Annotated in this window: 23 protein-coding genes; 18 read left to right on the top strand and 5 right to left on the bottom strand. The window is 52.1% G+C overall.

Translation table 11 applies throughout. The features are described 5' to 3' along the window. Positions 1 to 54 precede the first annotated feature (54 nt). The gene (locus tag AC07OI_RS10430) at positions 55 to 1167 is read left to right on the top strand and encodes a hypothetical protein (protein ID WP_495257149.1); all 1113 of its coding nucleotides are present in this window, start codon (positions 55 to 57) and stop codon (positions 1165 to 1167) included. A gap of 9 nt (positions 1168 to 1176) precedes the next feature. Here the strand turns inward: AC07OI_RS10430 and AC07OI_RS10425 are convergent, their stop codons facing one another. The 4 genes from AC07OI_RS10425 to AC07OI_RS10410 are packed head-to-tail and all read right to left on the bottom strand — an operon-like array spanning position 1177 to position 4550. Further along, positions 1177 to 1887, bottom strand: a complete 711-nt coding sequence (locus tag AC07OI_RS10425; RefSeq protein ID WP_495257148.1) for an ABC transporter ATP-binding protein — start codon at positions 1885 to 1887, stop codon at positions 1177 to 1179. Then, positions 1884 to 2651, bottom strand: coding sequence for an ABC transporter ATP-binding protein (locus AC07OI_RS10420; RefSeq protein WP_492706084.1), 768 nt, complete (start codon positions 2649 to 2651; stop codon positions 1884 to 1886). Before AC07OI_RS10420 ends, AC07OI_RS10425 begins: the two co-directional genes overlap by 4 nt. Next, positions 2648 to 3619 carry a branched-chain amino acid ABC transporter permease gene (locus tag AC07OI_RS10415; RefSeq protein ID WP_492706086.1) on the bottom strand — a complete coding sequence of 324 codons (972 nt, stop codon included), beginning with the start codon at positions 3617 to 3619 and terminating at the stop codon, positions 2648 to 2650. The genes AC07OI_RS10420 and AC07OI_RS10415 overlap by 4 nt, the downstream gene beginning before the upstream one ends. 10 nt (positions 3620 to 3629) lie before the next feature. Further along, positions 3630 to 4550 (bottom strand): branched-chain amino acid ABC transporter permease, encoded by a 921-nt coding sequence (locus tag AC07OI_RS10410; RefSeq protein WP_495257147.1) that lies wholly within the window; start codon positions 4548 to 4550, stop codon positions 3630 to 3632. Between the two features lie 209 nt (positions 4551 to 4759). On the opposite strand from AC07OI_RS10410, the gene AC07OI_RS10405 reads away from it, so the two are divergent. The 13 genes from AC07OI_RS10405 (at position 4760) to AC07OI_RS10345 (ending at position 18201) form a co-directional block, all read left to right on the top strand. Further along, positions 4760 to 6394, top strand: a complete 1635-nt coding sequence (locus AC07OI_RS10405; RefSeq protein ID WP_495257146.1) for an AMP-binding protein — start codon at positions 4760 to 4762, stop codon at positions 6392 to 6394. 25 nt (positions 6395 to 6419) lie between these two features. Further along, positions 6420 to 7622 carry an ABC transporter substrate-binding protein gene (locus AC07OI_RS10400; RefSeq protein ID WP_495257145.1) on the top strand — a complete coding sequence of 401 codons (1203 nt, stop codon included), beginning with the start codon at positions 6420 to 6422 and terminating at the stop codon, positions 7620 to 7622. Positions 7623 to 7666: 44 nt separating this feature from the next. Beyond that, the gene (locus AC07OI_RS10395) at positions 7667 to 10060 is read left to right on the top strand and encodes a bifunctional salicylyl-CoA 5-hydroxylase/oxidoreductase (RefSeq protein WP_495257144.1); all 2394 of its coding nucleotides are present in this window, start codon (positions 7667 to 7669) and stop codon (positions 10058 to 10060) included. Then, positions 10057 to 10845, top strand: coding sequence for an SDR family NAD(P)-dependent oxidoreductase (locus tag AC07OI_RS10390; protein WP_495257143.1), 789 nt, complete (start codon positions 10057 to 10059; stop codon positions 10843 to 10845). The genes AC07OI_RS10395 and AC07OI_RS10390 overlap by 4 nt, the downstream gene beginning before the upstream one ends. Next, the gene (locus AC07OI_RS10385) at positions 10845 to 11420 is read left to right on the top strand and encodes a MarR family winged helix-turn-helix transcriptional regulator (RefSeq protein WP_492706280.1); all 576 of its coding nucleotides are present in this window, start codon (positions 10845 to 10847) and stop codon (positions 11418 to 11420) included. Before AC07OI_RS10390 ends, AC07OI_RS10385 begins: the two co-directional genes overlap by 1 nt. Then, positions 11417 to 12271: an enoyl-CoA hydratase family protein gene (locus tag AC07OI_RS10380; RefSeq protein ID WP_495257141.1), complete on the top strand. Its 855-nt coding sequence runs from the start codon at positions 11417 to 11419 to the stop codon at positions 12269 to 12271. Before AC07OI_RS10385 ends, AC07OI_RS10380 begins: the two co-directional genes overlap by 4 nt. 14 nt (positions 12272 to 12285) lie before the next feature. Then, complete coding sequence (locus tag AC07OI_RS10375; protein ID WP_495257182.1) at positions 12286 to 13467, top strand: acyl-CoA dehydrogenase family protein; 1182 nt, start codon at positions 12286 to 12288, stop codon at positions 13465 to 13467. Between the two features lie 9 nt (positions 13468 to 13476). Next, on the top strand, positions 13477 to 13890 hold the full coding sequence (locus AC07OI_RS10370; RefSeq protein ID WP_495257140.1) for an acyl-CoA thioesterase: 414 nt from the start codon (positions 13477 to 13479) through the stop codon (positions 13888 to 13890). Between the two features lie 64 nt (positions 13891 to 13954). Then, on the top strand, positions 13955 to 14347 hold the full coding sequence (locus AC07OI_RS10365; RefSeq protein WP_495257181.1) for a RidA family protein: 393 nt from the start codon (positions 13955 to 13957) through the stop codon (positions 14345 to 14347). Positions 14348 to 14349: 2 nt separating this feature from the next. Continuing rightward, on the top strand, positions 14350 to 15873 hold the full coding sequence (locus AC07OI_RS10360; protein ID WP_495257139.1) for a 3-hydroxyacyl-CoA dehydrogenase: 1524 nt from the start codon (positions 14350 to 14352) through the stop codon (positions 15871 to 15873). Positions 15874 to 15965: 92 nt separating this feature from the next. Then, on the top strand, positions 15966 to 17141 hold the full coding sequence (locus AC07OI_RS10355) for an acyl-CoA dehydrogenase (protein WP_162058695.1): 1176 nt from the start codon (positions 15966 to 15968) through the stop codon (positions 17139 to 17141). Further along, positions 17113 to 17346 carry a hypothetical protein gene (locus AC07OI_RS10350; protein WP_495257138.1) on the top strand — a complete coding sequence of 78 codons (234 nt, stop codon included), beginning with the start codon at positions 17113 to 17115 and terminating at the stop codon, positions 17344 to 17346. Before AC07OI_RS10355 ends, AC07OI_RS10350 begins: the two co-directional genes overlap by 29 nt. A gap of 66 nt (positions 17347 to 17412) precedes the next feature. Further along, positions 17413 to 18201 (top strand): potassium channel family protein, encoded by a 789-nt coding sequence (locus tag AC07OI_RS10345; protein ID WP_495257137.1) that lies wholly within the window; start codon positions 17413 to 17415, stop codon positions 18199 to 18201. 31 nt (positions 18202 to 18232) lie between these two features. Here the strand turns inward: AC07OI_RS10345 and AC07OI_RS10340 are convergent, their stop codons facing one another. Continuing rightward, a complete protein-coding gene (locus tag AC07OI_RS10340) occupies positions 18233 to 19876 on the bottom strand; it encodes an isovaleryl-CoA dehydrogenase (RefSeq protein WP_495257136.1) in 1644 nt (547 codons plus the stop codon). A gap of 241 nt (positions 19877 to 20117) precedes the next feature. On the opposite strand from AC07OI_RS10340, the gene AC07OI_RS10335 reads away from it, so the two are divergent. The 4 genes from AC07OI_RS10335 (at position 20118) to recR (ending at position 24074) form a co-directional block, all read left to right on the top strand. Continuing rightward, a complete protein-coding gene (locus AC07OI_RS10335; protein WP_492706109.1) occupies positions 20118 to 20756 on the top strand; it encodes a TetR/AcrR family transcriptional regulator in 639 nt (212 codons plus the stop codon). Between the two features lie 9 nt (positions 20757 to 20765). Further along, positions 20766 to 23057, top strand: a complete 2292-nt coding sequence (locus AC07OI_RS10330) for a DNA polymerase III subunit gamma/tau (protein ID WP_495257135.1) — start codon at positions 20766 to 20768, stop codon at positions 23055 to 23057. Between the two features lie 91 nt (positions 23058 to 23148). After that, positions 23149 to 23475 (top strand): YbaB/EbfC family nucleoid-associated protein, encoded by a 327-nt coding sequence (locus AC07OI_RS10325; protein ID WP_423011043.1) that lies wholly within the window; start codon positions 23149 to 23151, stop codon positions 23473 to 23475. A gap of 2 nt (positions 23476 to 23477) precedes the next feature. Continuing rightward, on the top strand, positions 23478 to 24074 hold the full coding sequence (gene recR, locus AC07OI_RS10320; RefSeq protein ID WP_492706113.1) for a recombination mediator RecR: 597 nt from the start codon (positions 23478 to 23480) through the stop codon (positions 24072 to 24074). Positions 24075 to 24081: the final 7 nt, after the last annotated feature.

The raw sequence follows: 24081 nt of genomic DNA, 5'->3' as shown, positions 1-24081 counted from the left end.
TTGATTGACGGCCCGCTGCATGTCAGCGGGCTTATTTTTTTTTTTGAGTAAACCATGTTTTCATCCCGTCTGATACTTTCCTTATTCTGCGCATCACTGACCCAGCAGGCATATGCTTTGGACATGCTTGTTCCGCAAAAGAGTGACGATGGCTGGCAGGTATTTTCCACGCTGGATTTGTGGGAAGCTTCAGACTTCATGCCCACCCGCAAAATCGAGGGCGACTGGAATACAGATTTTTCTCCCAAAGATGGCCAGAATGTCAGCCTGCGTCGTTTGCGGGCAGAGCTGGGTGTGGGTTATAAAGAGTGGCGAGTAAATCTGGAAGCCCGCCAGGAGGGCATGCTCAAAGCCAGTTTATCTACACTGGCATTTGTCAAGGCATACAAGCAAGCTGGTTTGCCACAGAAAGCTGTCAATTATCAACTGGATGCCCAGCTGGAAAGCTGGTCAGGCTTTGGCCTGAGGGCAGGGCGCTGGTTCGCTTTTGGCGGTGAATATCAGCCACGCTTCTTTGCCAGTGCCGTGTATTACATGAACCCGCAGTACCGCGCTACGCAGGCAACGGGTGCGGCCAGTTATGTCGATAACCAGCATTACAGTTTTTCTGCGAGCGAGCTGGATGTGAACAGCCGTTACCAATATTTGTTCCAGCAATTTGAGCCGGAGGCCAGAGGCTATAGTTCCAGCCTTGCCATGGATTGGCAAATCAATCCGGCATGGCGTATGCAATATCAACTGGAAGATGCATACAACCGCTTTGCCTGGAAAAATTTGCCAGAGCTGCAGCAAAGCCTGAACTCTGCCGTTGTGCAATATGACAGCAAGGGGTATTTGAACTATCAGCCTTTGCTGCAAGGCGTTAACCGTCAAAGGACACGCTCAATCTCTGTGCCACAAACGCACACTGCGCGACTCGCTTACCAAAACCAGCAATGGGAATTTGCCGCACAAGTCCGGCATTTTTACGGTGTTAATCTACCGGTGTTGAGCGTCGCCAATCATTCTGCCTATGGCCGCTTTGATGCCAGTTTTGATACGCGCTACAAATCAGTGGGTATAGGCTGGAGCAATCAGTTCGTGGGTGTGCATTTGCAGACAGATAATCTGAACTTGAGTAGTGCCAAAGTGCTGGGTTTGGGTGTGCAGGCACGCTATCAATTTTAAATGCCAATTCTAAACACCCACATATTTCTGCCAGGTTTCGGGTGACTGCGTCAGGCTTTCGCTATTGCCATGCCAGACTATCTTGCCACGTTCCATGATGCTGTGCTGGTCGGCAAGGGGTATGAGTTTTTCTACATATTTATCAATGACCAGCGTGGTTTGCCCCTGGTCACGCAGTTTTCTGAGACAAGCCCAGATTTCTTCGCGCACCAGTGGTGACAAACCTTCAGTCGCTTCATCCAGTATCAGTAAATGCGGGTTGGTCATCAAGGCGCGCGAGATGGCTAGCATTTGCTGTTCGCCACCAGATAACTGGTTACCCATATTGCCTGCACGCTCGGCCAGACGCGGGAAGAGTTGGTAAATCTCTTTCAGGCTCCATGGCATTTTGCTCTGATTGCGATTGGCGGCAAAGGCGACCAGATTTTCTTTGACGGTCAGGTTAGGAAATATCTGCCTGCCTTCCGGCACCAGGGCTATGCCCATCCTGGCGATTTTGTCCGTCGTCATTTTTTCTATGCGCTGGCCCATGAAGTTGATATGGCCTTTGTGTGCCGGCGTCAGTCCCAGTATCGAACGCAAGGTCGTGGTTTTGCCAGCGCCATTGCGCCCCAGCAGGCTGGCGACTTCACCCTGGCGTATCTGCAGGTCTATGCCAAACAAGACCTGGCTATGGCCATAAGAGGTGGCGATATGCTCGACTTCCAGTATGGTCTTCATGCGACTTCCCTGATTGCGATATCCATTTCATCACCTAGATAGGCTTTTTTGACTTCCGGGTTCTGGCGTATCTGTTCTGCAGTACCAGTAGCGATGATGGAACCTGCCACCAAAACAGAAATACGGTCAGCCAGTTTAAAGACGGCATCCATATCATGTTCAATCAAGATCACGGCGGCCCTGCCACGCAGGGCGGCGATGAGTTCCAGCATCTTGCCTGATTCTTCATGCCCTGTGCCTGCCATCGGTTCGTCCAGCAAAAGCAGTTTGGGTTGCGTCGCCAGGGTCAGTCCCAGTTCCAGTTGGCGTTGTTCGCCATGTGCGAGTTCACAGGCTTTGTTATTGCAGTGCTCAGCCAAACCTATGTCGCTGGCGAGTTGCCGGGCTTGCTCAAAAAGTGCCTGCTCATCTATTGCCTTGCGCCAGAAGCGCATGCTGCTGCCTGAACGTGCCTGTATTGCCAGGCTCAGATTATCGATGACTGTATATGACTGGAAAATATTCGTGATCTGGTAAGAACGTGCCAACCCTAGCTTGACGCGCTCATGCATGCTGGTGGCAGTAACATCCTCACCATTGAAAATGATCTGTCCCTGGTTTGGCGCAATGGCACCGGATATCTGGTGTATCAGCGTAGTCTTGCCTGCGCCATTCGGGCCTATGATGGCGTGGATTTCGCCGGGCAAGATATCCAGGCTCAGGTTATTGGTAGCCACAAGGCCACCATAGCGTTTGACCAGGCCTTTTAACTGTAAAACGCTCATGCCTGATCCTCTTGCGGTTTTTTCGCCGACATGAATTTTTGCGGCAAGCTGGCGAGGCCATTTGGCAAAAGCATGACGACCAGCAGCAGGATAATACCTAGATACAATTGCCAGTGTATGGTGTAGCCAGACAGGATTTCTTCCAGCATCAGCATGACTACCGCACCCAGCATGCCGCCAGACAGATAACCTACGCCGCCAAGTATCACCATTACCATCAGGCTACCAGATTGCGTCCAGTGCAGCAGGTTAGGGCTGACCAGCATGTTCTGGTTTGCCAGCAGGGCACCGGCCAGGCTGGCGATGCTGCCGGCAATCGCAAAGCACAGCAGCTTATAGCGAAATACCGGGTAGCCTATGGCTTCCATACGGGTTTCATTTTCCTTGATGGCTTGTATCACTCTCCCAAAACGGGAATTGATAAGTCGGTACAGGATGAAGAGAAATATGGTGCAAATGGCCAGCACCAGATAATAAAAATTGCTGTCATTGCTCATGTCCAGCCCCGTCACTGAGCGTTGCGCCAGACTCAGGCCATCGTCGCCGCCATAATTTTTCAGTGACACAAACAGGAAATACAACATCTGTGCGAATGCCAGCGTGATCATAATGAAGTACACGCCTCGCGTTCTGAGTGAGACACTGCCTATTGCAAGTGCCAACAAAAAGCCAACCAACATCGCTACCGGCCAGCTGATCCAGGCAGATGTGACCCCATGCTGCATCAATATACCCACCACATAAGCGCCACTGCCAAAGAAAGCAGCGTGCCCGAGGCTGATCATGCCGCCAAAACCGAGTATCAGGTTCAGGCTGCTGGCTACCAGTGCAAAAATCATCAAGCGGCTTAACAAGCCTATATAAAATTCCTGGGCGAAGTAAGTAGCGAGCAGGGGGAAGGCAATCAGCAAGAGCAGGATGCCTATGCTGGACTTGCGCGAGACAGTGTGATGTAGGCTGCTTTGCATGATCACTCCCTCAGCCTCGTGCAGGGAACAGGCCCTGGGGTTTGTAAAACAGCACGGCTGCCATCAATACATAAATCAGTATTGATGCCAGGGCAGGGCCAAGATTGGCTGCCATCTCCAGTGGCATCAGCAGTTTCAATGCACCTGGCAGCAAGGTCTTGCTCAGGGTATCAACCAGCCCTACCAGCAATGCGCCTACCAGCGCCCCACGTATTGAGCCTATGCCGCCAATAACGATGACCACAAACGCCAGTATCAGGATGCTTTCACCCATGCCCACCTGTACTGCGAGTATGGAGCCCAGCAGGGCACCCGCAATGGCGCACAGAGCTGCGCCAAAGGCAAATAGCAGCGTGAATACCAGCTTGATATTGATACCCATGGTGATAGCCATTTCACGGTTCGATGCCCCGGCACGTACCAGCATGCCTATGCGGGTTTTGGTAACGACAAAATACAGCAGGCCAGCGACAGCCAGCCCGGTCGCAATGATGAACAGGCGGAAAGATGAATAAAAGAAGTCTGGCAACAATTCCACCGGTTGTGCCAACTGTGGCGGAATATTCAGCATCAACGGCTGCGCACCCCAAATCATGCGCGCACCTTCGTTGAATATCAGTATCAGTGCAAAAGTCGCCAACACATGGGATAAATGATCGCGCTGGTATAAATGCCTGAAGACGACTACTTCCAGTACCACACCCAGCAGCGCAGTCGCTATCACCGCTGCCAGCAGGCCTAACCAGAAAGAGCCTGTCATGCCGGTAAAGCTGGCGGCGAAATAAGCACCTGCCATGTAGAGGGAACCGTGGGCCAGGTTGATGAAATCCATGATGCCAAAGATCAGCGTCAGGCCCGCTGCCAGCAGGAAAAGCATGAGGCCAAATTGCAAGCCATTTAAGCCGTGTTCAAGCAAAAGCGTGATATTCATCCCCTGATCCCTAAATGCTGATGGTGGTGCAGATGTGAAATTACTTTAGGCCTAAAATATACTATAAGCGACGCAATTGAAAATATTTTCTTTGAGAAAAACTGGATTTTGATGTAAAAAAACACTTTACCTAAAAATAGTTTAGGTTTAAAGTAGTTTTGTGTTTTCGGGTTGCTGTATCTATATTGTGTACCAAAGCCGGAGAAGAAATGAATTCAACTGTGCTACCAGGGTCTGCCCATCTGGATACCTTTGCTTTTGATCACCTGCCGCCACGCGAGCAATGGCCTGAGCTGATTTTTTCTTTGCCTGAGTTGCAATACCCCGAACGCCTGAATTGTGTCGCCGACTTGCTCGACAAGATGTGTGCAAGCGGTCATGCAGACAACATCGCCATCCGCAGCCAGGCAGAAAGCTGGACTTATTCCCATCTGCTGGCTACTGTCAATCGTATTGCCCACGTCTTGCTCGAAGATATGCATTTGCAGCCCGGTAACAGGGTCTTGTTGCGCGGTGCTAATAATCCCATGATGGCTGCCAGTGTACTGGCTGTGATCAAGGCAGGTTGTATAGCCGTGCCCACAATGCCATTGCTGCGCGCCAAAGAATTGGGTGTGATCGCGAACAAGGCTGAAATTGCCGCCGCACTCTGCTCAGAAAATCTGCGCGAAGAGATGGAGTTGGCAATGCAAGCCAATCCCATATTGACGCAAGTGGTGTACTTCAATCATCAGGGCGATGATGGCCTGGAGGCGTCGATGGTTGGCAAGTCTCCTGAATTTACCGCTGTCGATACGCTGGCCGAAGATGTCTGCCTCATCAGTTTTACCTCTGGCACGACCGGCATGCCCAAGGGCACCATGCATTTCCACAGGGATGTATTGGCGATCTGCGATTGCTTCCCGCGTTCGACCTTGCAGTCCGCGCAAAGCGATATTTTCATAGGCACGCCGCCACTGGCGTTTACTTTTGGCCTTGGCGGCTTGCTGCTGTTTCCTTTGCGTGTCGGTGCAACGGCGGTATTGCTGGAAAAACTGACGCCAGAATCCCTGCTGAAAGCCATAGACGAATTCAAGGCCACCGTCTGTTTTACTGCGCCTACTTTCTATCGCCAGATGGCAACGCTCGCAAAGAATTTTGACTTGTCCAGCCTCAAGAAAACCGTTTCTGCCGGTGAAGCTCTGCCTGCCGCAACCCGTGAAGCCTGGCGTCAGGCGACTGGTCTGGTCATGATAGACGGCATAGGTGCGACCGAGATGCTGCATATATTTATTTCTGCCGCAGGCGACGAGGCGCGGGCGGGGGCAACCGGCAAGCCCATACCCGGCTATCAGACTTGTATATTTGATGAGCATGGCGACATGGCTGGCCCTGGCGTGGTTGGCCGCCTGGCAGTCAAGGGGCCGACAGGTTGCCGTTACCTGGCAGATGACAGGCAAAAAAATTATGTCCATCAAGGCTGGAATCTGACTGGCGATGCTTATGAGATGGATGCCGACGGTTATTTCTGGTATCGGGCCCGCACTGACGACATGATTATTTCTGCTGGCTACAATATTGCCGGACCAGAGGTGGAAGAAGCCTTGCTGAAACACCCTGCAGTGTCTGAGTGCGCGGTCATAGGCCTGGCGGATGAAGAGCGTGGCCAGATCGTCAAAGCATTTGTAGTATTGAAAGCTGATGCACTGGCATCAGCAGAACTGAGCAAGGAAATCCAGAATTTCGTCAAGAACAGTATTGCCCCTTACAAGTACCCGCGCGCCATAGAATTCATGACGAGTTTACCGAGAACTGAGACTGGCAAACTACAGCGCTATAAATTACGTACGCCTGCTGCCAGCTAAATATAACGTTTGAAAATATTCATTCATGCCCATTAACCCGAAGGAGACGTTCGTGAAAAAGACCTTGCTGTGTTTATTATTGTCCAGTATTGCTGCGACCAATGCGACCAGTGCTTTTGCCGCAGACAAAGTCAAAGTAGGCATGGTCACCACCTTGTCTGGTGCGGGTGCTGGTCTGGGTGTTGATATACGCGATGGCTTTTCCCTGGCCATGAAACATCTGGATAATAAATTCGGTAACTTGCCTGTCGAAGTCATCACGGGTGATGATCAGCAAAATCCTGATGCGACCAAGCAACTGGTCGATAAACTCATCAAAAAAGACAAGGTTGATTTGATGACCGGCATCGTGTTTTCCAATCTGATGCTGGCGGTCGGGCCAACAATTTTTGGTGCCAAGGTACATTACATCAGCGCCAATGCAGGCCCTTCGCAGTATGCGGGCGAGCAATGTAACCCTTATTTCTTTAATGTTGCCTGGCAAAACGACAGCCTGCATGAAGCTGTTGGCAAGCAAGTCAATGACAAAGGCTTTAAGAATGTCGCTTTGGTGGCGCCTAATTATCCGGCGGGCAAAGATGCGCTGACGGGATTCAAGCGCTATTACAAGGGCAAGGTTGCGGAAGAAATTTATACCAAACTGGGACAGCTTGATTATGCAACTGAACTGGCGCAGATACGCGGCTTGAAGCCCGATGCCGTGTATATCTTTCTGCCGGGTGGCATGGGCATCAATTTCATCAAGCAGTTTGTGGATGCCGGTTTATCCAAGAATACCCAGCTATTCGGCCCAGGCTTCTCTGCCGATGAAGACATCATCAAGGCAGTAGGCGCACCCATGCTGGGCATGTTCAATGCATCGCAGTGGGGGCATGATATGGATAATCCACAAAACAAGCGCTTTGTGACCGATTTCCAGAAAGAATATGGCCGCCTGCCATCGCTATATGCATCGCAAGGCTATGACGCTGCCATGCTGATGGATAGTGCCGTGCGCGGTGTCAAGGGCAAGATAGAAGACAAGGATGCATTGGGCAAAGCCATTAAGGCTGCCAACTTCAAATCTGTACGCGGTGACTTCAAGTTCAACAGCAATCACTATCCTGTGCAAAATTACTATGCACGCATCATCAGCAAGGATGGTCAGGGCAGGGTGACTAACAAAACTCTGAGTGCCGTATTTACCAATCACCCTGACGCTTATGTCGCTTCTTGCAAAATGCAATAAGACAGTGATTGGTCAAGTAAAAAATTAATTTTCAAGGTAATTTAATGAACATCCTATGCATAGGCGGTGGTCCGGCTGGCCTGTACTTCAGCCTGCTGATGAAAAAGAAAAACCCGGCGCACCAGATCACCATCGTCGAACGCAATCGCGCTTACGATACCTTTGGCTGGGGCGTGGTATTTTCTGACCAGACCCTGGGTAATCTGGTGAATGCCGATGAACAGACTGCACGTTCTATCTTGCAATCCTTTAATCACTGGGATGACATTGATACCCATTTCAAAGGGCAGGTTGTTACCTCTGGCGGCCACGGTTTTTGCGGCATAGGCCGCAAGCGTTTTCTGAATATCCTGCAAGAACGTTGCGAAGAGCTGGATGTCAAGCTGGTGTTTGAAACTGATGTGACAGACGACCAGGCACTGGCGCTGGAATATGATGCTGATCTTGTCATTGCCTGCGATGGTTTGAACAGCCGCGTGCGTACCCGTTACGAGCAAAGCTATCAACCTGATATTGATACCCGCAAATGCCGTTTTGTCTGGCTGGGCACCAAAAAACTGTTCTCGGCTTTTACCTTTGCCTTTGAAAAAACCGAGCATGGCTGGTTCCAGGCGCATGCCTATCAATATGATGGCGATACCGCGACCTTTATCGTCGAGACACCGGAAGAAACCTGGCTCAAGGCAGGCATAGATAAAATGAGCCAGGAAGAAGCCATCGCTTTTTGTGAAAACCTGTTCGCCAAATATCTCGATGGCAATGCTCTGATGTCAAACGCAACGCACTTGCGCGGCTCTGCCAATTGGATCAAGTTCCCGCGTATCATCTGCAAGAACTGGGTGCACTGGAATCAATTGAATGACAAACGTGTGCCTGTGGTCTTGATGGGCGACGCTGCTCATACTGCGCATTTTTCCATAGGTTCTGGCACCAAGCTGGCTCTGGAGGATGCCATAGAACTGGCACGCAGTTTTGAAAAGCATGGTGAGCAAGGCATGGATGCCGTGCTGGAAGCCTATCAGGACTTGCGTTCCATAGAAGTCTTGAAGATACAAAGCGCTGCCCGCAATTCCATGGAATGGTTTGAAAACGTTGAGCGCTATACCGCCATGGAAGCACCGCAGTTTGCCTATTCCATGCTGACACGCAGCCAGCGTCTGTCGCATGAAAACCTGCGGGTAAGGGATGCGACTTACGTGCGTAGCTTTGAGCACTGGATAGCGGAGCAGGCGTATGCCAGGGCTCGCTTGCCAGTACCCAAAACAAAAACAGCGATCCCACCTATGCTGACGCCATATAAGTTGCGCGACGTGGTATTGAAAAATCGCATCGTCGTCTCACCGATGGCGCAATACTCAGCGGTCGATGGTGTGGCTGGTGATTATCATCTCGTGCATCTGGGTGGCCGGGCCATGGGCGGTGCAGGCCTGGTGTTTGCCGAAATGACTTGTGTCTCTGCTGATGCCCGCATCACGCCAGCTTGCCCCGGCCTGTATGCACCTGAACATACGCAAGCCTGGAAGCGCATCGTCGATTTTGTCCATGCCAATACCGATGCAAAGATTGCCGTGCAGCTGGGCCATGCCGGGGCCAAAGGATCTACCTGCGTGGCCTGGGAAGGGACAGACCAGCCATTGAAAGAAGCTAACTGGCCGCTGGTGTCAGCGTCAGAGCAGCAATACCTGCCCGGAATTTCGCAAATGGCGCGTGCGGCCACGACAACAGACATGCAACGCATACAAAATGATTTTGTCCAGGCGACCAGGGCAGCAGCAGAAGCGGGTTTTGACTGGCTGGAACTGCATTGCGCCCATGGTTACCTCTTATCAAGTTTCATTTCGCCACTGACCAATCAGCGTGAAGATGAATACGGTGGTTCACTGGAAAACCGTTGCCGTTATCCGCTTGAAATGTTCGCCGCTATACGCGCTGTCTGGCCTGCAGATAAACCGATCTCCGTACGTATCTCTGCGCATGACTGGGTGGAGGGCGGCATTACGCCAGATGATGCAGTCACCATCGCCAGGCTGTTCAAGGCAGCAGGTGCCGACATGATAGATTGCTCGTCCGGCCAGGTCAGCAAGCAGGAAAAGCCTGTGTATGGACGCATGTTCCAGACGCCGTTTGCTGACCGAATACGCAATGAAGCGCAAATACCCACCATCGCTGTTGGTGCGATTTTTGAAGCGGATCATGCAAACAGTATCATCGCCGCAGGTCGTGCTGACCTGTGCGCCATCGCCAGACCACACTTGGCTGATCCAGCCTGGACTTTGCATGAAGCAGCCAAACTGGGCTTCAATGATATGCCCTGGCCCAAGCAATATGTAGCCGGAAAAATGCAGCTGGAACGTAATCTTGAACGTGACCGACAAGTCGCTGCAGCCAGTGCTGGCCTGACACCGCAGCAAGTTGCCGCCAAGTTGCTGGAAGGATGAGCATGGTTGTGCATCAGGAGAAATTACAAGGCAGGCATGCGCTGGTCACGGGTGGTGGCAAGGGTATAGGCCTGACCATAGCACAAGCTTTGCTCAACGAAGGGGCGATAGTGACACTGGCAGGGCGCAGTGAAACGACCTTGCAAGAAGCAGTGGCGTCTTTGGCCAATGCCAAAGTGCAGTATGTAGTCATGGATGTCAGCGATGTGGAATCGGTACAAGCAGCTTTCCAGCTAGCGCAGACCAGAGATGGGCGTATCGACATCCTCATCAATAATGCAGGGCAAGCCAGTTCAGCTTCTTTCCTGAAAACCGATGCCAGATTGTGGCAAAGCATGCTGGACGTGAACCTGAATGGCAGCTTCATTTGCATGCAACAAGCCTTACCCGCCATGCTGGAAGCGGGTTGGGGCCGTATCGTCAATGTAGTCAGTACGGCAGGCTTGAAGGGCTATGCCTATGTTTCTGCCTATTGCGCTGCCAAACATGGCGTGATAGGTCTGACGCGGGCAGTGGCGTTGGAGGTTGCAGCCAAAGGCGTGACGGTGAATGCGGTTTGTCCTGGTTATACCGAAACCGATATCGTCAAGGAAGCCATTGCCAATATCGTTGCCAAAACCGGTAGAACTGAAGAACAGGCGAAAGCTGAACTCGCTGCAGGTAACCCGCAAAAGCGCCTGGTGCAACCGCAAGAGGTCGCGGATGCGGTGTTGTGGCTATGCATGGACGGTGCGTCGGCAATGAATGGGCAATCCATTGCAGTGGCTGGTGGCGAAGTGATGTGATGAAATCTGAAGAGCAGACAAGATCAGGTATGAAAGAAGACAGTAACCCCGTGTTCGACATGGAAACCCGCTTGACGCAAGATGACCATCAGTCCTTGCGTCTGTGGTTACGCATGCTGTCTTGCACCGTGATGATAGAAGGTGAAATCCGTAGCCGTCTGCGCAGCGAATTCGGGATCACCTTGCCACGCTTTGATTTGATGGCGCAACTTGAACGGCATCCAGAAGGTCTGCGCATGGGTGAGTTATCCAAGCGTATGATGGTCACTGGCGGCAATATCACCGGCATTACTGATCAACTGGAACAGGAAAAACTGGTGACCCGTGTCGCCGATCTCAAAGACAGACGTGCTTACAGCGTCAAGCTGACGCCCGCTGGCCGCCGTGCCTTCAAACGTATGGCGGCTGTCCATGAGGCATGGATAGCCGATATGTTTTCTGGCTTGCAGGCAGAACAGAAAAGCAAATTATTTGAATTGTTGTCTCAAGTGAAAACGCATTTGCACGAACCTGGCGTCGATAACAGTCTGGACAACAACGTGGACAATAACCCTGAGCAGGAACAAGCTATATGAAATACCTACCCGGACATCCGCAGGATTTACCTGGCAATCGCCAGCAACTGGCAAACTATGCAGCACAGCATTTTACCTATGCCGTAGATGCTGGCGTTGCCACCATCACCCTGAACCGCCCAGAACGCAAAAACCCGCTGACCTTTGATTCTTATGCTGAGTTGCGTGACCTGTTCCGCACTTTGGCGTATGGCGACGATGTCAAGGCCATTGTCATTACTGGTGCAGGCGAGAATTTTTGTTCTGGTGGTGATGTGCATGAAATCATCGGCCCGTTGACCAAACTTGACATGCCGGGCTTGCTGAGCTTTACCCGCATGACGGGTGACTTGGTCAAAGCCATGCGCGCTTGTCCACAACCGATTATCGCGGCGATTGATGGCGTCTGCGCTGGCGCAGGTGCTATCCTGGCGCTGGCTTCTGATATACGCATAGGCACGGCACGTAGCAAGACTGCTTTCCTGTTCACCCGCGTAGGTCTGGCTGGCTGTGACATGGGTGCCTGTTCTATTTTGCCACGCATCATAGGGCAGGGGCGGGCTTCGGATTTGCTGTATACCGGACGCTCAATGTCTGGCGAAGAAGCAGAACGCTGGGGCTTCTTCAATCGCCTGGCGACACCAGAAGACGTGCTGGCAGAAGCGCAGACCTATGCAAAAAATCTGGCCGAAGGTCCGAATTTTGCGCACGGCATGACCAAGAAAATGCTACAGCAAGAATGGAATATGGGTGTTGATGAAGCCATAGAAGCCGAAGCACAGGCCCAGGCCATATGCATGATGACTAACGATTTTCATCGTGCCTATCATGCTTTCGTTGCCAAGCAAAAACCTGTCTTTGAAGGGGATTGAGCATGACGCATATGATGTCTGACACCAGCTACCTGGACTGGCCCTTCTTTGAAGACAAGCACCGAGAGTTGCAACGCACGCTGGATGCCTGGTCTGCGGAAAGCCTGCCCGATCATCATTCTGCGGATGTAGATCAGGCTTGTCGCGATCTTGTCAAACAACTGGGCGCGGCTGGCTGGCTCAGGAATGCCATAGGTGGCAGTGCTTATGGCGGCAATGCTGATGTCATCGATACCCGCGCCATTTGCCTGATACGCGAAACCCTGGCCCGTCATTCTGGCCTGGCAGATTTTGCCTTTGCCATGCAAGGGCTCGGTTCTGGTGCTATCAGCTTGCATGGTACGGAAGTGCAAAAGCAAAATTATCTGAGCAAGGTCGCCAAAGGCGAGGCGATAGCTGCTTTTGCCCTGTCCGAGCCTGAAGCCGGTTCTGATGTGGCGGCCATGCAATGTGCTGCGGAATTTGTCGCTGATGCAGATGGCGGTCACTATGTCTTGAATGGCGAAAAAACCTGGATTTCCAATGGTGGTATCGCTGACTTTTATGTATTGTTTGCCCGCACTGGCGAAGCACCGGGTGCACGTGGCATCACTGCCTTTATCGTTGATGCTGGTCTGCCAGGCTTTGAAATTGCCAACCGTATCGATGTGATTGCTCCACATCCGCTGGCACGCCTGAAGTTCACTAATTGTCGCATCCCGGCAACAAAGCGTCTGGGCGAGGCAGGGCAGGGCTTCAAGGTAGCGATGGCGACGCTGGATATCTTCCGTACATCCGTAGCAGGAGCAGCTTTGGGCTTTGCCCGTCGTGCCATGGATGAAGCCATGCACAGAGTGACGACACGCAAAATGTTTGGCCAGACCCTGGCAGATTTTCAACTGACCCAGACCAAGCTGGCGCAGATGGCTACGACCATAGACAGCTCAGCCCTGTTGATTTACCGCGCTGCCTGGCAAAGAGACCAGAGGCGGAAGGTCACCAAAGAAGCCGCCATGGCCAAACTGACTGCGACAGAAGGTGCGCAGCAAGTGATAGATGCAGCGGTACAGATGTTTGGCGGCCTGGGTGTCGTCAGCGAAGTGCCGGTAGAGCGCCTGTACCGTGAAATCCGTTCCCTGCGTATTTATGAAGGGGCGACAGAAGTGCAGCAACTGATCATAGGTCGTGAATTGCTGAAAGAGTTTGCCGCATCATGAGCTTTAATTATGATTTTTACCGCTGAATTAGCTATACGCTTTGCCCATTGCGACCCGGCGGGCATCGTGTTTTATCCGCGCTATTTTGAAATGATAAATGGCGTCGTCGAAGACTGGTGCACGCAGGGCCTGGCTTGTAGTTTCCATGAAATGCATATTGCGCGTGGCATAGGTTTGCCGACCGTGCATCTGGAAACCGATTTCATCAAACCAGCAGAACTGGGTGAAAGCTTGCTGGCAGAATTAGTTGTAACGAAACTGGGTAAGACTTCAGTCGAACTGGAAATTTGCTTTAGCGGACCGCAACAGGATATGCGCCTGAAAGCGAAGTTGGTGCTGGTCATGATGGATTTGAAATTGCGCAAGGCGGTAGTGATACCCGATGAATTGCGTAACGCCATGCTGAAGTATTGCGATATATAAGATATATACATAATGGACTTTTCAAGCTTAAGGCTGTGAAAAGTCATCAATGAAAGGATAGATGATGGACATTTTGCAACCCCCAGGCTGGGCCAGGCCACGTGGCTATTCGAATGGCATTTCTGCCACTGGTCGCACTGTGTGCGTCAGCGGTATGGTGGGCTGGGATGCTCAATGCACCTTTCAGACCGACGATTTTGCAGGCCAGGTAAGGCAAGCCTTGCAAAATATCGTTGAAGTGTTGACGGAGGCAAATGCGAAACCCGAGCATATCGTGCGCATGACCTGGTATGTCATCGATAAAAAAGAATATGTAGGCGCTTATAAAGAAGTTGGCGAAGCCTATCGCGATATCATAGGCCGCCATTACCCAACCATGACTGCCGTGCAGGTGGCTGGCTTGATAGAAGACAGAGCCAGGGTAGAGATAGAAGTTACCGCCATCGTACCGGAGTAAATATGAAGACCAGTATTGCTGTTGTTGGTATTGTCGGTGCTGGCGCCATGGGGCGCGGCATCGCCCAAATTGCGGCACAGGCAGGTTTTTGTGTGCTCTTGTTTGATGTGCAGGCAGATGCCGCCAGCAAAGCCAGCCAGTTGATTGCCGAACAATGGCAAAAAATGCTGAATAAGGAAAAACTTGGCGCAGAACAATATCAGCACGCTGTAGAAAACCTGCGAGTTGTCAATAGCGTGCAGGAACTGGCCAAATGCGATCTGGTGGTAGAGGCAATTGTTGAAAAGCTGGATGTTAAACGTGCTTTGTTCCAGCAACTTGATGCCATCGTCAGCGACGCTTGCATACTGGCGACCAATACTTCGTCTTTGTCAGTGACCGCCATTGCGGCTGGTACAAAAATACCTGAGCGTGTCGCGGGGCTGCATTTCTTTAATCCTGTCCCCTTGATGAAGGTGGTTGAGGTCATCGATGGTTTGCTGACCGATGCTGCAGTCGCAGAGCAGCTCATGGCATTTTCCACACAAACCGGCCATTTGCCCGTGCGTGCCAAGGATACACCTGGCTTTATCGTCAATCATGCAGGCCGCGGTTATGGCACGGAAGCACTACGGATATTGCAAGAGAATGTCGCCAGCTTCCGCCAGATAGACCAGATCATGCGTGAAGCGGCAGGTTTCAAGCTGGGGCCGTTTGAATTGCTGGACCTGACTGGATTGGATGTATCGCATCCGGTCATGGAAGCGATTTATCATCAGTATTATGAAGAGCCACGCTATCGCCCTAGTGTCATCACTGCGCAGCGTGTACATGCAGGTGTGCTGGGTCGCAAGACTGGACGCGGTTTTTATACTTATAGTGGCAACCAGGATGTACCACCTGTTCCTGAGCAACTGCCTGCCTGGGTTGGGGCAGTATGGATCAGCCAGGAAAACGCGGATGCGGTGCCAGCACTGCTTGCCTTGTTTGAGCGTTGCGGCGCTATGGTTGAAAATGGTGGGCAGCCATCTGCAGATGCACTGTGCATAGTCAGCCCTTATGGCGAAGATGTCAGCACCTGTGTAGCAAGAACGGGGCTGGATGCCCGCCGTACTCTTGGCATAGATGCACTGACTGCTTGCCAGGGGCATTTGAGCCTGATGATGAATCCCGCTACAGATGCAAACCTGGCAGCACAATGCCAGTCCCTGCTGCAAAAAAGCGGGCAGGGTGTCAGCCTGATACAAGATAGTGCCGGTTTCGTGGTTCAGCGCATTTTGGCGACCATCATCAATATCGCTAGTGACATAGCCCAGCAGGGTATTTGCAGCCCGCAAGATCTCGACAAGGCAGTGGTATTAGGCCTTGCTTATCCGGCAGGCCCTCTGGCTTGGGGCGACAAACTCGGCACTTCGCGTATACTATTGGTTTTGCGGAACTTGTATGCCAGTACTGGTGACCCGCGCTATCGCCCCAGCCCCTGGCTGGTACGCAGGGCGCAACTGGGTTTGTCCTTGCTGCATTTGCCACATCAGGTAACAGGATAAAGTTGCATAAAACCAGACATGTCACTTCTTAATGTAGAAAAGTGGCATGTAAATAAATATATAACGGTACATATTCAAATCAGGAGAAACAGATGGCCAAGGCTGTATTTAGTTGGGAAGATCCCTTGTTATTGTCCTCGCAACTCAGCGATGAAGAACGCATGGTGCAGGATGCCGCACGTGTCTATTGCGAAGAAAAGCTGACACCGCGGGTACTGGAAGCTTTCCGTCATGAAAAAACTGATCCAGCCATTTTCCGTGAGATGGGTGAGCTTGGTTTGCTGGGTTCCATGATTCCTACGCAATACGGCGGCGCTGGTTTGAACTATGTCTGCTATGGCCTGGTGGCGCGTGAAGTGGAGCGCGTTGATTCTGGTTACCGTTCCATGATGAGCGTACAAAGCTCACTGGTCATGGTGCCTATCAATGAATTTGGCAGTGAAGCACAAAAACAAAAATACCTGCCCAAGCTTGCGACGGGTGAATGGATAGGCTGCTTTGGCCTGACTGAACCTAACCATGGTTCTGACCCAGGTAGCATGGTTACCCGTGCCAAGACTGTGCCAGGTGGTTATTCCCTCAGTGGCGCGAAGATGTGGATCACCAATAGTCCTATTGCTGATGTCTTTGTGGTTTGGGCAAAAACAGATGATGGCCGTATCCGTGGCTTTATTCTGGAAAAAGGCTGGAAAGGACTGACTGCGCCGGCCATTCATGGCAAGGTAGGCCTGCGTGCTTCCATCACTGGTGAAATCGTCATGGATGAAGTATTCGTGCCGGAAGAAAACCTGATGCCGAATGTAGAAGGCCTGAAAGGCCCGTTCACTTGCCTGAACTCCGCCCGCTACGGTATCGCCTGGGGTGCTTTGGGTGCGGCAGAATTCTGCTGGCATACGGCACGCCAATACACCATGGACCGCCTGCAATTTGGCCGCCCACTGGCAGCAAATCAGCTGGTACAGAAAAAACTGGCGGACATGCAGACAGAAATCACGCTGGCGTTGCAAGGTTGTTTGCGTCTGGGCCGCATGAAGGATGAAGGTACGGCAGCAGTTGAAATCACGTCCATCATGAAGCGTAATTCTTGCGGCAAGTCCCTGGATATCGCCCGCACTGCGCGCGATATGCTGGGTGGTAATGGTATTTCTGATGAGTTTGGCATTGCCCGTCATCTGGTGAACCTGGAAGTCGTCAATACCTATGAAGGCACGCACGATATCCACGCGCTGATACTGGGCCGTGCTCAGACTGGAATCGCTGCTTTCTAAAATCGCAGCATTCCAAGCTGCTTGTAAAACCATAAAAGCCGCTTTGCCTTTAAGGCAAGCGGCTTTTATTTTATGGCATGGCTTTACTTGCCTGCCTGATTTTTTTACCGCAATTTCTTCCGCTTATTCTTCGATTTTCTATAAAACTTGCGCCATCGCAAGATGCACTCAATTTTTTCCAATGATGATTGCCAAAAAGCGATAAAGCAGGATTCAGGCTCCACAGATGCTGTCGCGTGTTCGTCTTGATGAGATTTTTGGTGAAAATACAATGAAATTTCCAGTGACCCAACGCTTCTGGACCTGGCTTACCCGTCCCTTGTTATTGGCGGGTTTGCTGTTGACCATTCCGGCATTTTATCTGGTGCTGGGTGGTACTACTGACATGACTGAGCTGGCAGGGCGCAGCCTGTATGCGGCGTCAGCATTGTTAATGCTGGTTGATACTGGCCTGCAATGGCAAAAGAACAGGAGTCAAAAAAGGCGTAGTGGCAAGCTGGCACTGGATGGCGTGATTATCGCTGGTTGCCTGCTGAGCGTCATTTTTGCCGGAGAGGCGTGGGGTACGCTGGAATGGCTGCTGCGCCTGGCGCTGGTAGCAGTCATTCTGCTGCGTCTTGCCACCCTGGTTTTACAGCACATGAAACCCAGTCATCTGGTGCAGATGATAGTGCTGGCCTTGCTGATGCTAAGTTCTGCAGGTGCCGGGTTTTACTGGCTGGAACCCAATGTGCATAGCTATGCAAATGGTGTCTGGCTGGCTTTTACGACGATAGCCACAGTGGGTTATGGGGACATCGTTCCATCTACACCCGCGTCCAAGATATTTGCCGTCTTCATCGTTTTGCTTGGTTATGCCATGTTTTCCATCGTAACGGCCAATATTGCCGCCTTGTTTGTGGAGGAAGAAGAGGCAAATTTGGAAAAACAATTGCATGCTGATATACGCCACTTGAGTAGAGAAGTGGCCGCGCTCAGGGAAGAGTTGCGTAGCCGGGATCGTCTTTTCCTGGAGAGGGAAAAAACAAGGGAGCCGAAGCAGACCGCACAAACTGAGTAATGTCTGGCGGCCTGCAGGTGAATTGATTTTTTTAGTAAATGAATGAGCGGGTGATAATACGCTCCAGCAAAGTGTTCGTTGCCTGTCCATGCAAGCTTCCATATACACGACCACATTCAGCATCTGTGCGGCTTTGTATAAAGGCGAGAGCGATATCTCCTTCAGCATATTCAGCCATCAGAAAAGCCTGTGCCGTCAGTACCAATTTCTGGGTAATGCGGCGGGCATTCATTTCCCTGAATTCTGTTGATGCCAGGTCTGGCTGTAATTCCTGCACCATTTGCCTGACTTGGTCAGATGCTGAATTGCTCCATAATTGCAACAGCAATTGCAAGCCTTCCGGGTCTCTTTCCATGGCGCGCAAGACGTCCAGGCACATGACATTGCCTGAGCCCTCCCAGATGGAGTTGACGGGTGCTTCGCGGTATAACCTCGCCATGGGGCCCGTCTCAACATAGCCATTACCACCCCAGACTTCCATGCATTCACCGGTAAATTCCAGTGCACGCTTGCATATCCAGAATTTCGCAGCAGGCGTCATGATGCGTTTCCAGGCGCGTTGCAAGGCGTCATCTGGTGCATCCAGTGCCGCTGCCAGGTGCAGCATGAGGCGGGTTGCTGCTTCACTTTCCAGTGCCAGGTCAGCCAGTACATTGCGCATCAGAGGCTGATCTGCCAGCTTTTTGCCGAAAGCCGTGCGGTGGCGTGCATGATGGATGGCTTGCACCAGCGCCTGTCGCATCAGGCCAGCGCTACCGATGACGCAATCAAGCCGGGTCAGGTTGGCCATTTCTATGATGGTTGGTATGCCCCGGCCTTCATTGCCTACCATGACACCATAGGCATTCTGGAATTCAACTTCGCTGCTGGAGTTGGATTTATTACCCAGCTTGTCTTTCAGCCTTTGTACCAGGATCGCATTCTTGCTGCCATCAGGACGCCAGCGTGGCACGAAAAAGCATGACAAGCCGGTTTCGGTTTTGGCCAGGACCAGATGGGCATCGCACATGGGGGCCGAGAAAAACCATTTGTGGCCGGTCAGTGCGTAGGCCTGGCCTCGTCCCTCAACACCCAGCGCCACGGCCTTGGTAGTATTGGTGCGTACATCCGAGCCGCCCTGTTTTTCCGTCATACCCATGCCTATCAGGATGGATTTTTTCTGAGCTATCGGCAAGTCGCGCGGATCGTGTTCCAGCGAATACAACTTGTCTTTGAGCTCAGCAAACAGGGTAACTTCATTTTGCAGCACGGGGATGGAGGCAAAAGTCATGGTGCTGGGACATAAGGAACCAGACTCCACCTGTGACTGCATGAAATAACCGGCTGCACGGGCAACATGTGCACCCATGCGCGGCTGACTCCAGGGGCTGGCATGCAAGCCTTGCTTGCGCAATATTCCCAATAACTGATGCCAGCTTGGATGGAAATCTACCCTGTCTATGCGCTTGCCTTGTCTGTCATGAGTATGCAGCTGGGGCAAATGCGTATTGGCCAGCGCAGCAGCTTCCAGCACAGCGCTGCTGCCCAACTCTTGTCCGGATTCTGTCAGCGTGTTTTGATACCAGTCAGCCTGATACTGCGCCAGACTGGTCATTAGAACGGCATCACTAGTGAAAATATTGTAATCTTGCAGGTCTGCGACCTGATTGCTTATTTCATGGGTTTGCCACTGCATATGTGCCTCATTGATATGGGTAAGCGACGAGGTCGTTGAAAAATTAACCTGGCGTTGTTGTGCCTCCCGGATCTAAGACCCGGTACTAAAGTACTGTCTGCGTCGGCAACGCCTGGCCAGCTTAATTTTGCAACAGCCTCTAAAGAAGTAATTAAGTGGATAGTGTAGTCTGATGAAGTAATCAAGATGTTCGCCTTTTAGCGTCCCCCCAAGTACCTGAACTTATAAAACAAGAAACACCATGAGCGAGACTGCCAGCCCTTTGAAATTACGCCGCAAGCCAGTGCAGCAACGCTCTAAAATGACACAACTGGCAATCCTCGATGCCTTTGTTCGGCTTTTGGTCGAAAAAAGCTATGCCGATCTGACCATGCGCGATATCGCCCTGGTCGCAGGCGTCGGTCTGGGTACCTTGTATGAATACTTCCCTGGCAAGAAGTCGATAGCGGCTCATTGCATCCATGAGCGCATGAAGAATATCGGTGCGCAGATGCGCATCTGGGTAGAGTTGCAACATGGTCAGCCTTTGCAGGACATCGTGACAGATCTGCTGGAGCGCATCATTCTTTTGCATGCCGACAAGACCGAGGAGTGGTCTGCCCTGATTTTCCTTGAGCGGCAGATTTCTAATATGGAAGCCTACAGTGCGCTGTACGGGCAGGTTGTTGATATCTGGGAGTCTGCTTTTGCGGCAAGCTCAGACCGTGCAGCTTACCCAAGTGCCAGCCCGGCCATAGTCCATGCGGCTGTCTACGGTGTCTTGTACCAGACCCTGATGTTATCCCCACAAAGCTTGCAAGAGCCTGAATTTCTTGCTCAGATGAAAAACTTGGTGTTGGGATATCTGCAAATCACTGATCAGAGCGCCCGAATAAGGTAAAATCGCGGGATGTCCTATCAAGTCCTCGCCCGAAAATATCGCCCCAAGAGTTTTGAAACTCTGGTGGGGCAAGAGCACGTGGTCCGTGCCTTATCGCATGCGCTAGAGCAGCAGCGGCTGCATCACGCCTATTTGTTTACCGGTACCCGCGGTGTCGGCAAGACGACGCTGTCACGCATACTGGCCAAATCCTTTAACTGCGAGACCGGCATCACTGCCCATCCTTGCGGTGTTTGCGAAGCCTGTACGGCGATTGATGCCGGACGCTTTGTTGACTATATAGAAATGGATGCCGCCTCTAACCGTGGCGTCGATGAAATGGCTTCGCTGCTGGAGCAGGCGATTTATGCCCCGTCCAATGCGCGCTTTAAAGTCTATATGATAGACGAGGTGCACATGTTGACCAACCACGCTTTCAACGCCATGTTGAAAACGCTGGAAGAGCCGCCTGAGCATGTCAAATTCATTCTGGCAACGACAGATCCGCAAAAAATCCCGGTCACCGTCTTGTCACGCTGCCTGCAATTCAATCTCAAGCAAATGCCACCTGGCCATATCATTGGTCATCTGGAAAACATCCTGGGGCAAGAGCAAATCGAATTTGAATTGCCTGCCTTGCGTTTGCTGGCACAGGGTGCCCATGGCTCCATGCGCGATGCCTTGTCGCTGACTGACCAGGCAATTGCCTATGCTGCTGGCAAAGTCAGCCTCGATGCCGTGCAAGGCATGTTGGGTGCGCTGGACCAGTCTTATCTGATACGCCTGCTGGATGCCTTGCTGGCCCAGGATGGCAAGGCCTTGCTCGATGTTGCCGATGAAATGGCAGCGCGCAGCTTGTCTTACAAAGCTGCCCTGCAAGACCTGGGCAGTTTGCTGCACCAGATCGCCGTGGCGCAAATGGTGCCTGCTGCAGTGGCAGAGGATATTCCTGAGCGTGAACAGGTATTGCGCCTGGCACAAAGCTTTGCCAAAGAAGAAGTGCAACTGTTTTATCAAATTGCCGTGCATGGCCGTAACGAACTCGCACTGGCACCTGATGAATATGCAGGCTTCAGCATGACGCTGTTGCGTATGCTGGCCTTCAAGCCTGTCAGTGGTGAACAATGGGCGCAGCCGCCTGCCAGTACACCACCGGCTGGTGGACGACCTGCATTGCCAGTTAATACTGTGAACAATGCGCCATCTGCACAAAGTCCTGCGCGTTCAGGCCCTGTTTCTAGTCCCGCAGCTTCCAGCAGTGCTGCTAGTGCTGCACCTGTAGTAAATACAGTGCAGGTAGCGATGCCTGCACGCGCTCCGGCAGAAGTGCCGAAACCGGCTGTACTGGATAATACCGAGACACCCGCCAGCGCACCTGCGGCTGGCACACGTGTCAGCCCGGTACTGGCAGCCCTGGCTGCGGCACGCGCAAATACCAAGAATGGCACGCCAGCTGGAAAACCTGCTGCCGAAGTTACACCAGTAGACAAAGCTGCAATTGCACCTGTGACCCCTGTGGCCCCAGTCTCACCTGTAGCTCCGGTCAGGCCCGTTGCTCCTGTTGCAACACCGTCAGTCAAAGTAGCGCCGCCATCGGCGCAGCCGGTAGTCAGGCCTGCCCAGTCTGTGTCTGCACCCGCACCTTTGATTGCCGAACAGGACATGCAATCCATGGGTATGGACGATATGCCGCCGCCCTGGGATGAGGAAATGTTCTTCGATGCAGAGCCTGCAAAACCGGCGATGCCACCACGAGTGATGGCTCCTGCACCCATTGTGCAGCACGAGCAGGTCGCGCCAGTTGAAGTGGCCGTGCTTGCTGACACTGCAGCAACTGCTGATCAGGAACCGCAAGCTGCTGCAGAAGTGATCAAGCCCAGAGAATCGATCACCCTGAATGCTGACCGCCTGATAGCGAATGCGCCAGTCCCTGAGTTGAACTGGGATGGCCATTGGCCTGCGCTTGCAGCCAGCTTGCCAGTACGCGGCGTAGCGCAGCAAATGACGCAGCAAAGTGAACTGGTCAGTTGCAAGCAGGATGGTAATGCTCATGTATTCCGCCTGCGCCTGCCTTTGGCGACGCTTCTGTCTGCTGGTAGTGTTGAGAAACTCAGTGCCGCACTGTCCGAGCGTTTTGAAAAAACCATACGGGTAGAAACAGAGATCGGTGCCGTTGAGCATACTGCCAACGCACAGGCTGTGGCTGATCGCGAAGTGCGTCAGCAACAGGCAGAAAAATCCATACAAGGCGACAATTTCGTGCAGACTTTAATGCGCGAATTTGGTGCCACTATCGTCACGGGTAGCATACGGCCGGTCTGATACCGGTGGTATGTAAGAATACGTGCAAACATGCAAATATACGTGACCATTTTTTAACCAATATTCCATTTTTATTTTCGGAGAAATTTTTATGATGAAGAATCAACTAGCCGGTCTGATGAAGCAAGCACAGGCCATGCAGGACAATATGAAAAAAGCCCAGGATCAATTGGGTCTGGTAGAAGTAGAAGGTCAGGCTGGTGCCGGTCTGGTCAAGGTTGTCATGACCTGCAAGAACGATGTCAAGCGCGTTACTATTGATCCGTCTTTGCTGGCTGATGACAAAGACATGCTGGAAGACCTGGTTGCTGCCGCATTCAATGATGCAGTACGCAAGGCAGAAGCCACTTCACAAGAAAAAATGTCTGCACTGACAGCTGGCATGCCTTTGCCACCCGGCTTCAAGATGCCATTCTGAGTGTGAAAAAACTCGGTAGTCTGGAAGCCTTGTCTGAGGCGCTGCGCCGCTTGCCCGGCGTCGGGCCAAAGTCTGCTCAGCGCATGGCTTATCACTTGCTACAACATGACAGGGAAGGTGCCGCCATCCTTGGCATGGCCTTGACCCATGCGGTTGAGCGCATACAGCATTGCGCATCCTGTAATACCTTCAGCGAGAGCGAAGTCTGCGAAACCTGTCTGGATGCAGTGCGCGATACCAGTCTGCTATGCGTGGTGGAAACGCCCTCAGACCAGATGATGATAGAGCAGACCATGACTTACAAGGGCCTGTACTTTGTCCTCATGGGGCGGCTCTCACCACTTGATGGCATAGGCCCGAAAGACATCCATCTGGAAAAACTCGTCGCCAGGGCCACCGACGGTAAAGTGCAGGAGGTGGTGCTGGCCACCAATTTCACTAATGAAGGTGAGGCAACCGCGCATTACATCAGTGAGACATTGAAGGCGCGCGGCTTGCGGGTCAGCCGCCTGGCCCGTGGTGTGCCAGTTGGTGGTGAACTCGAATATGTGGATGCAGGCACCATCGCCCGCGCCATGCTGGATAGACGGACTACTTAAATATTGC

This window comes from Undibacterium sp. GW821-FHT07F11 (assembly GCF_059418665.1).
Note: the sequence above shows the minus strand (reverse complement) of the source record. Positions and strands in the feature narration are given on the sequence as shown.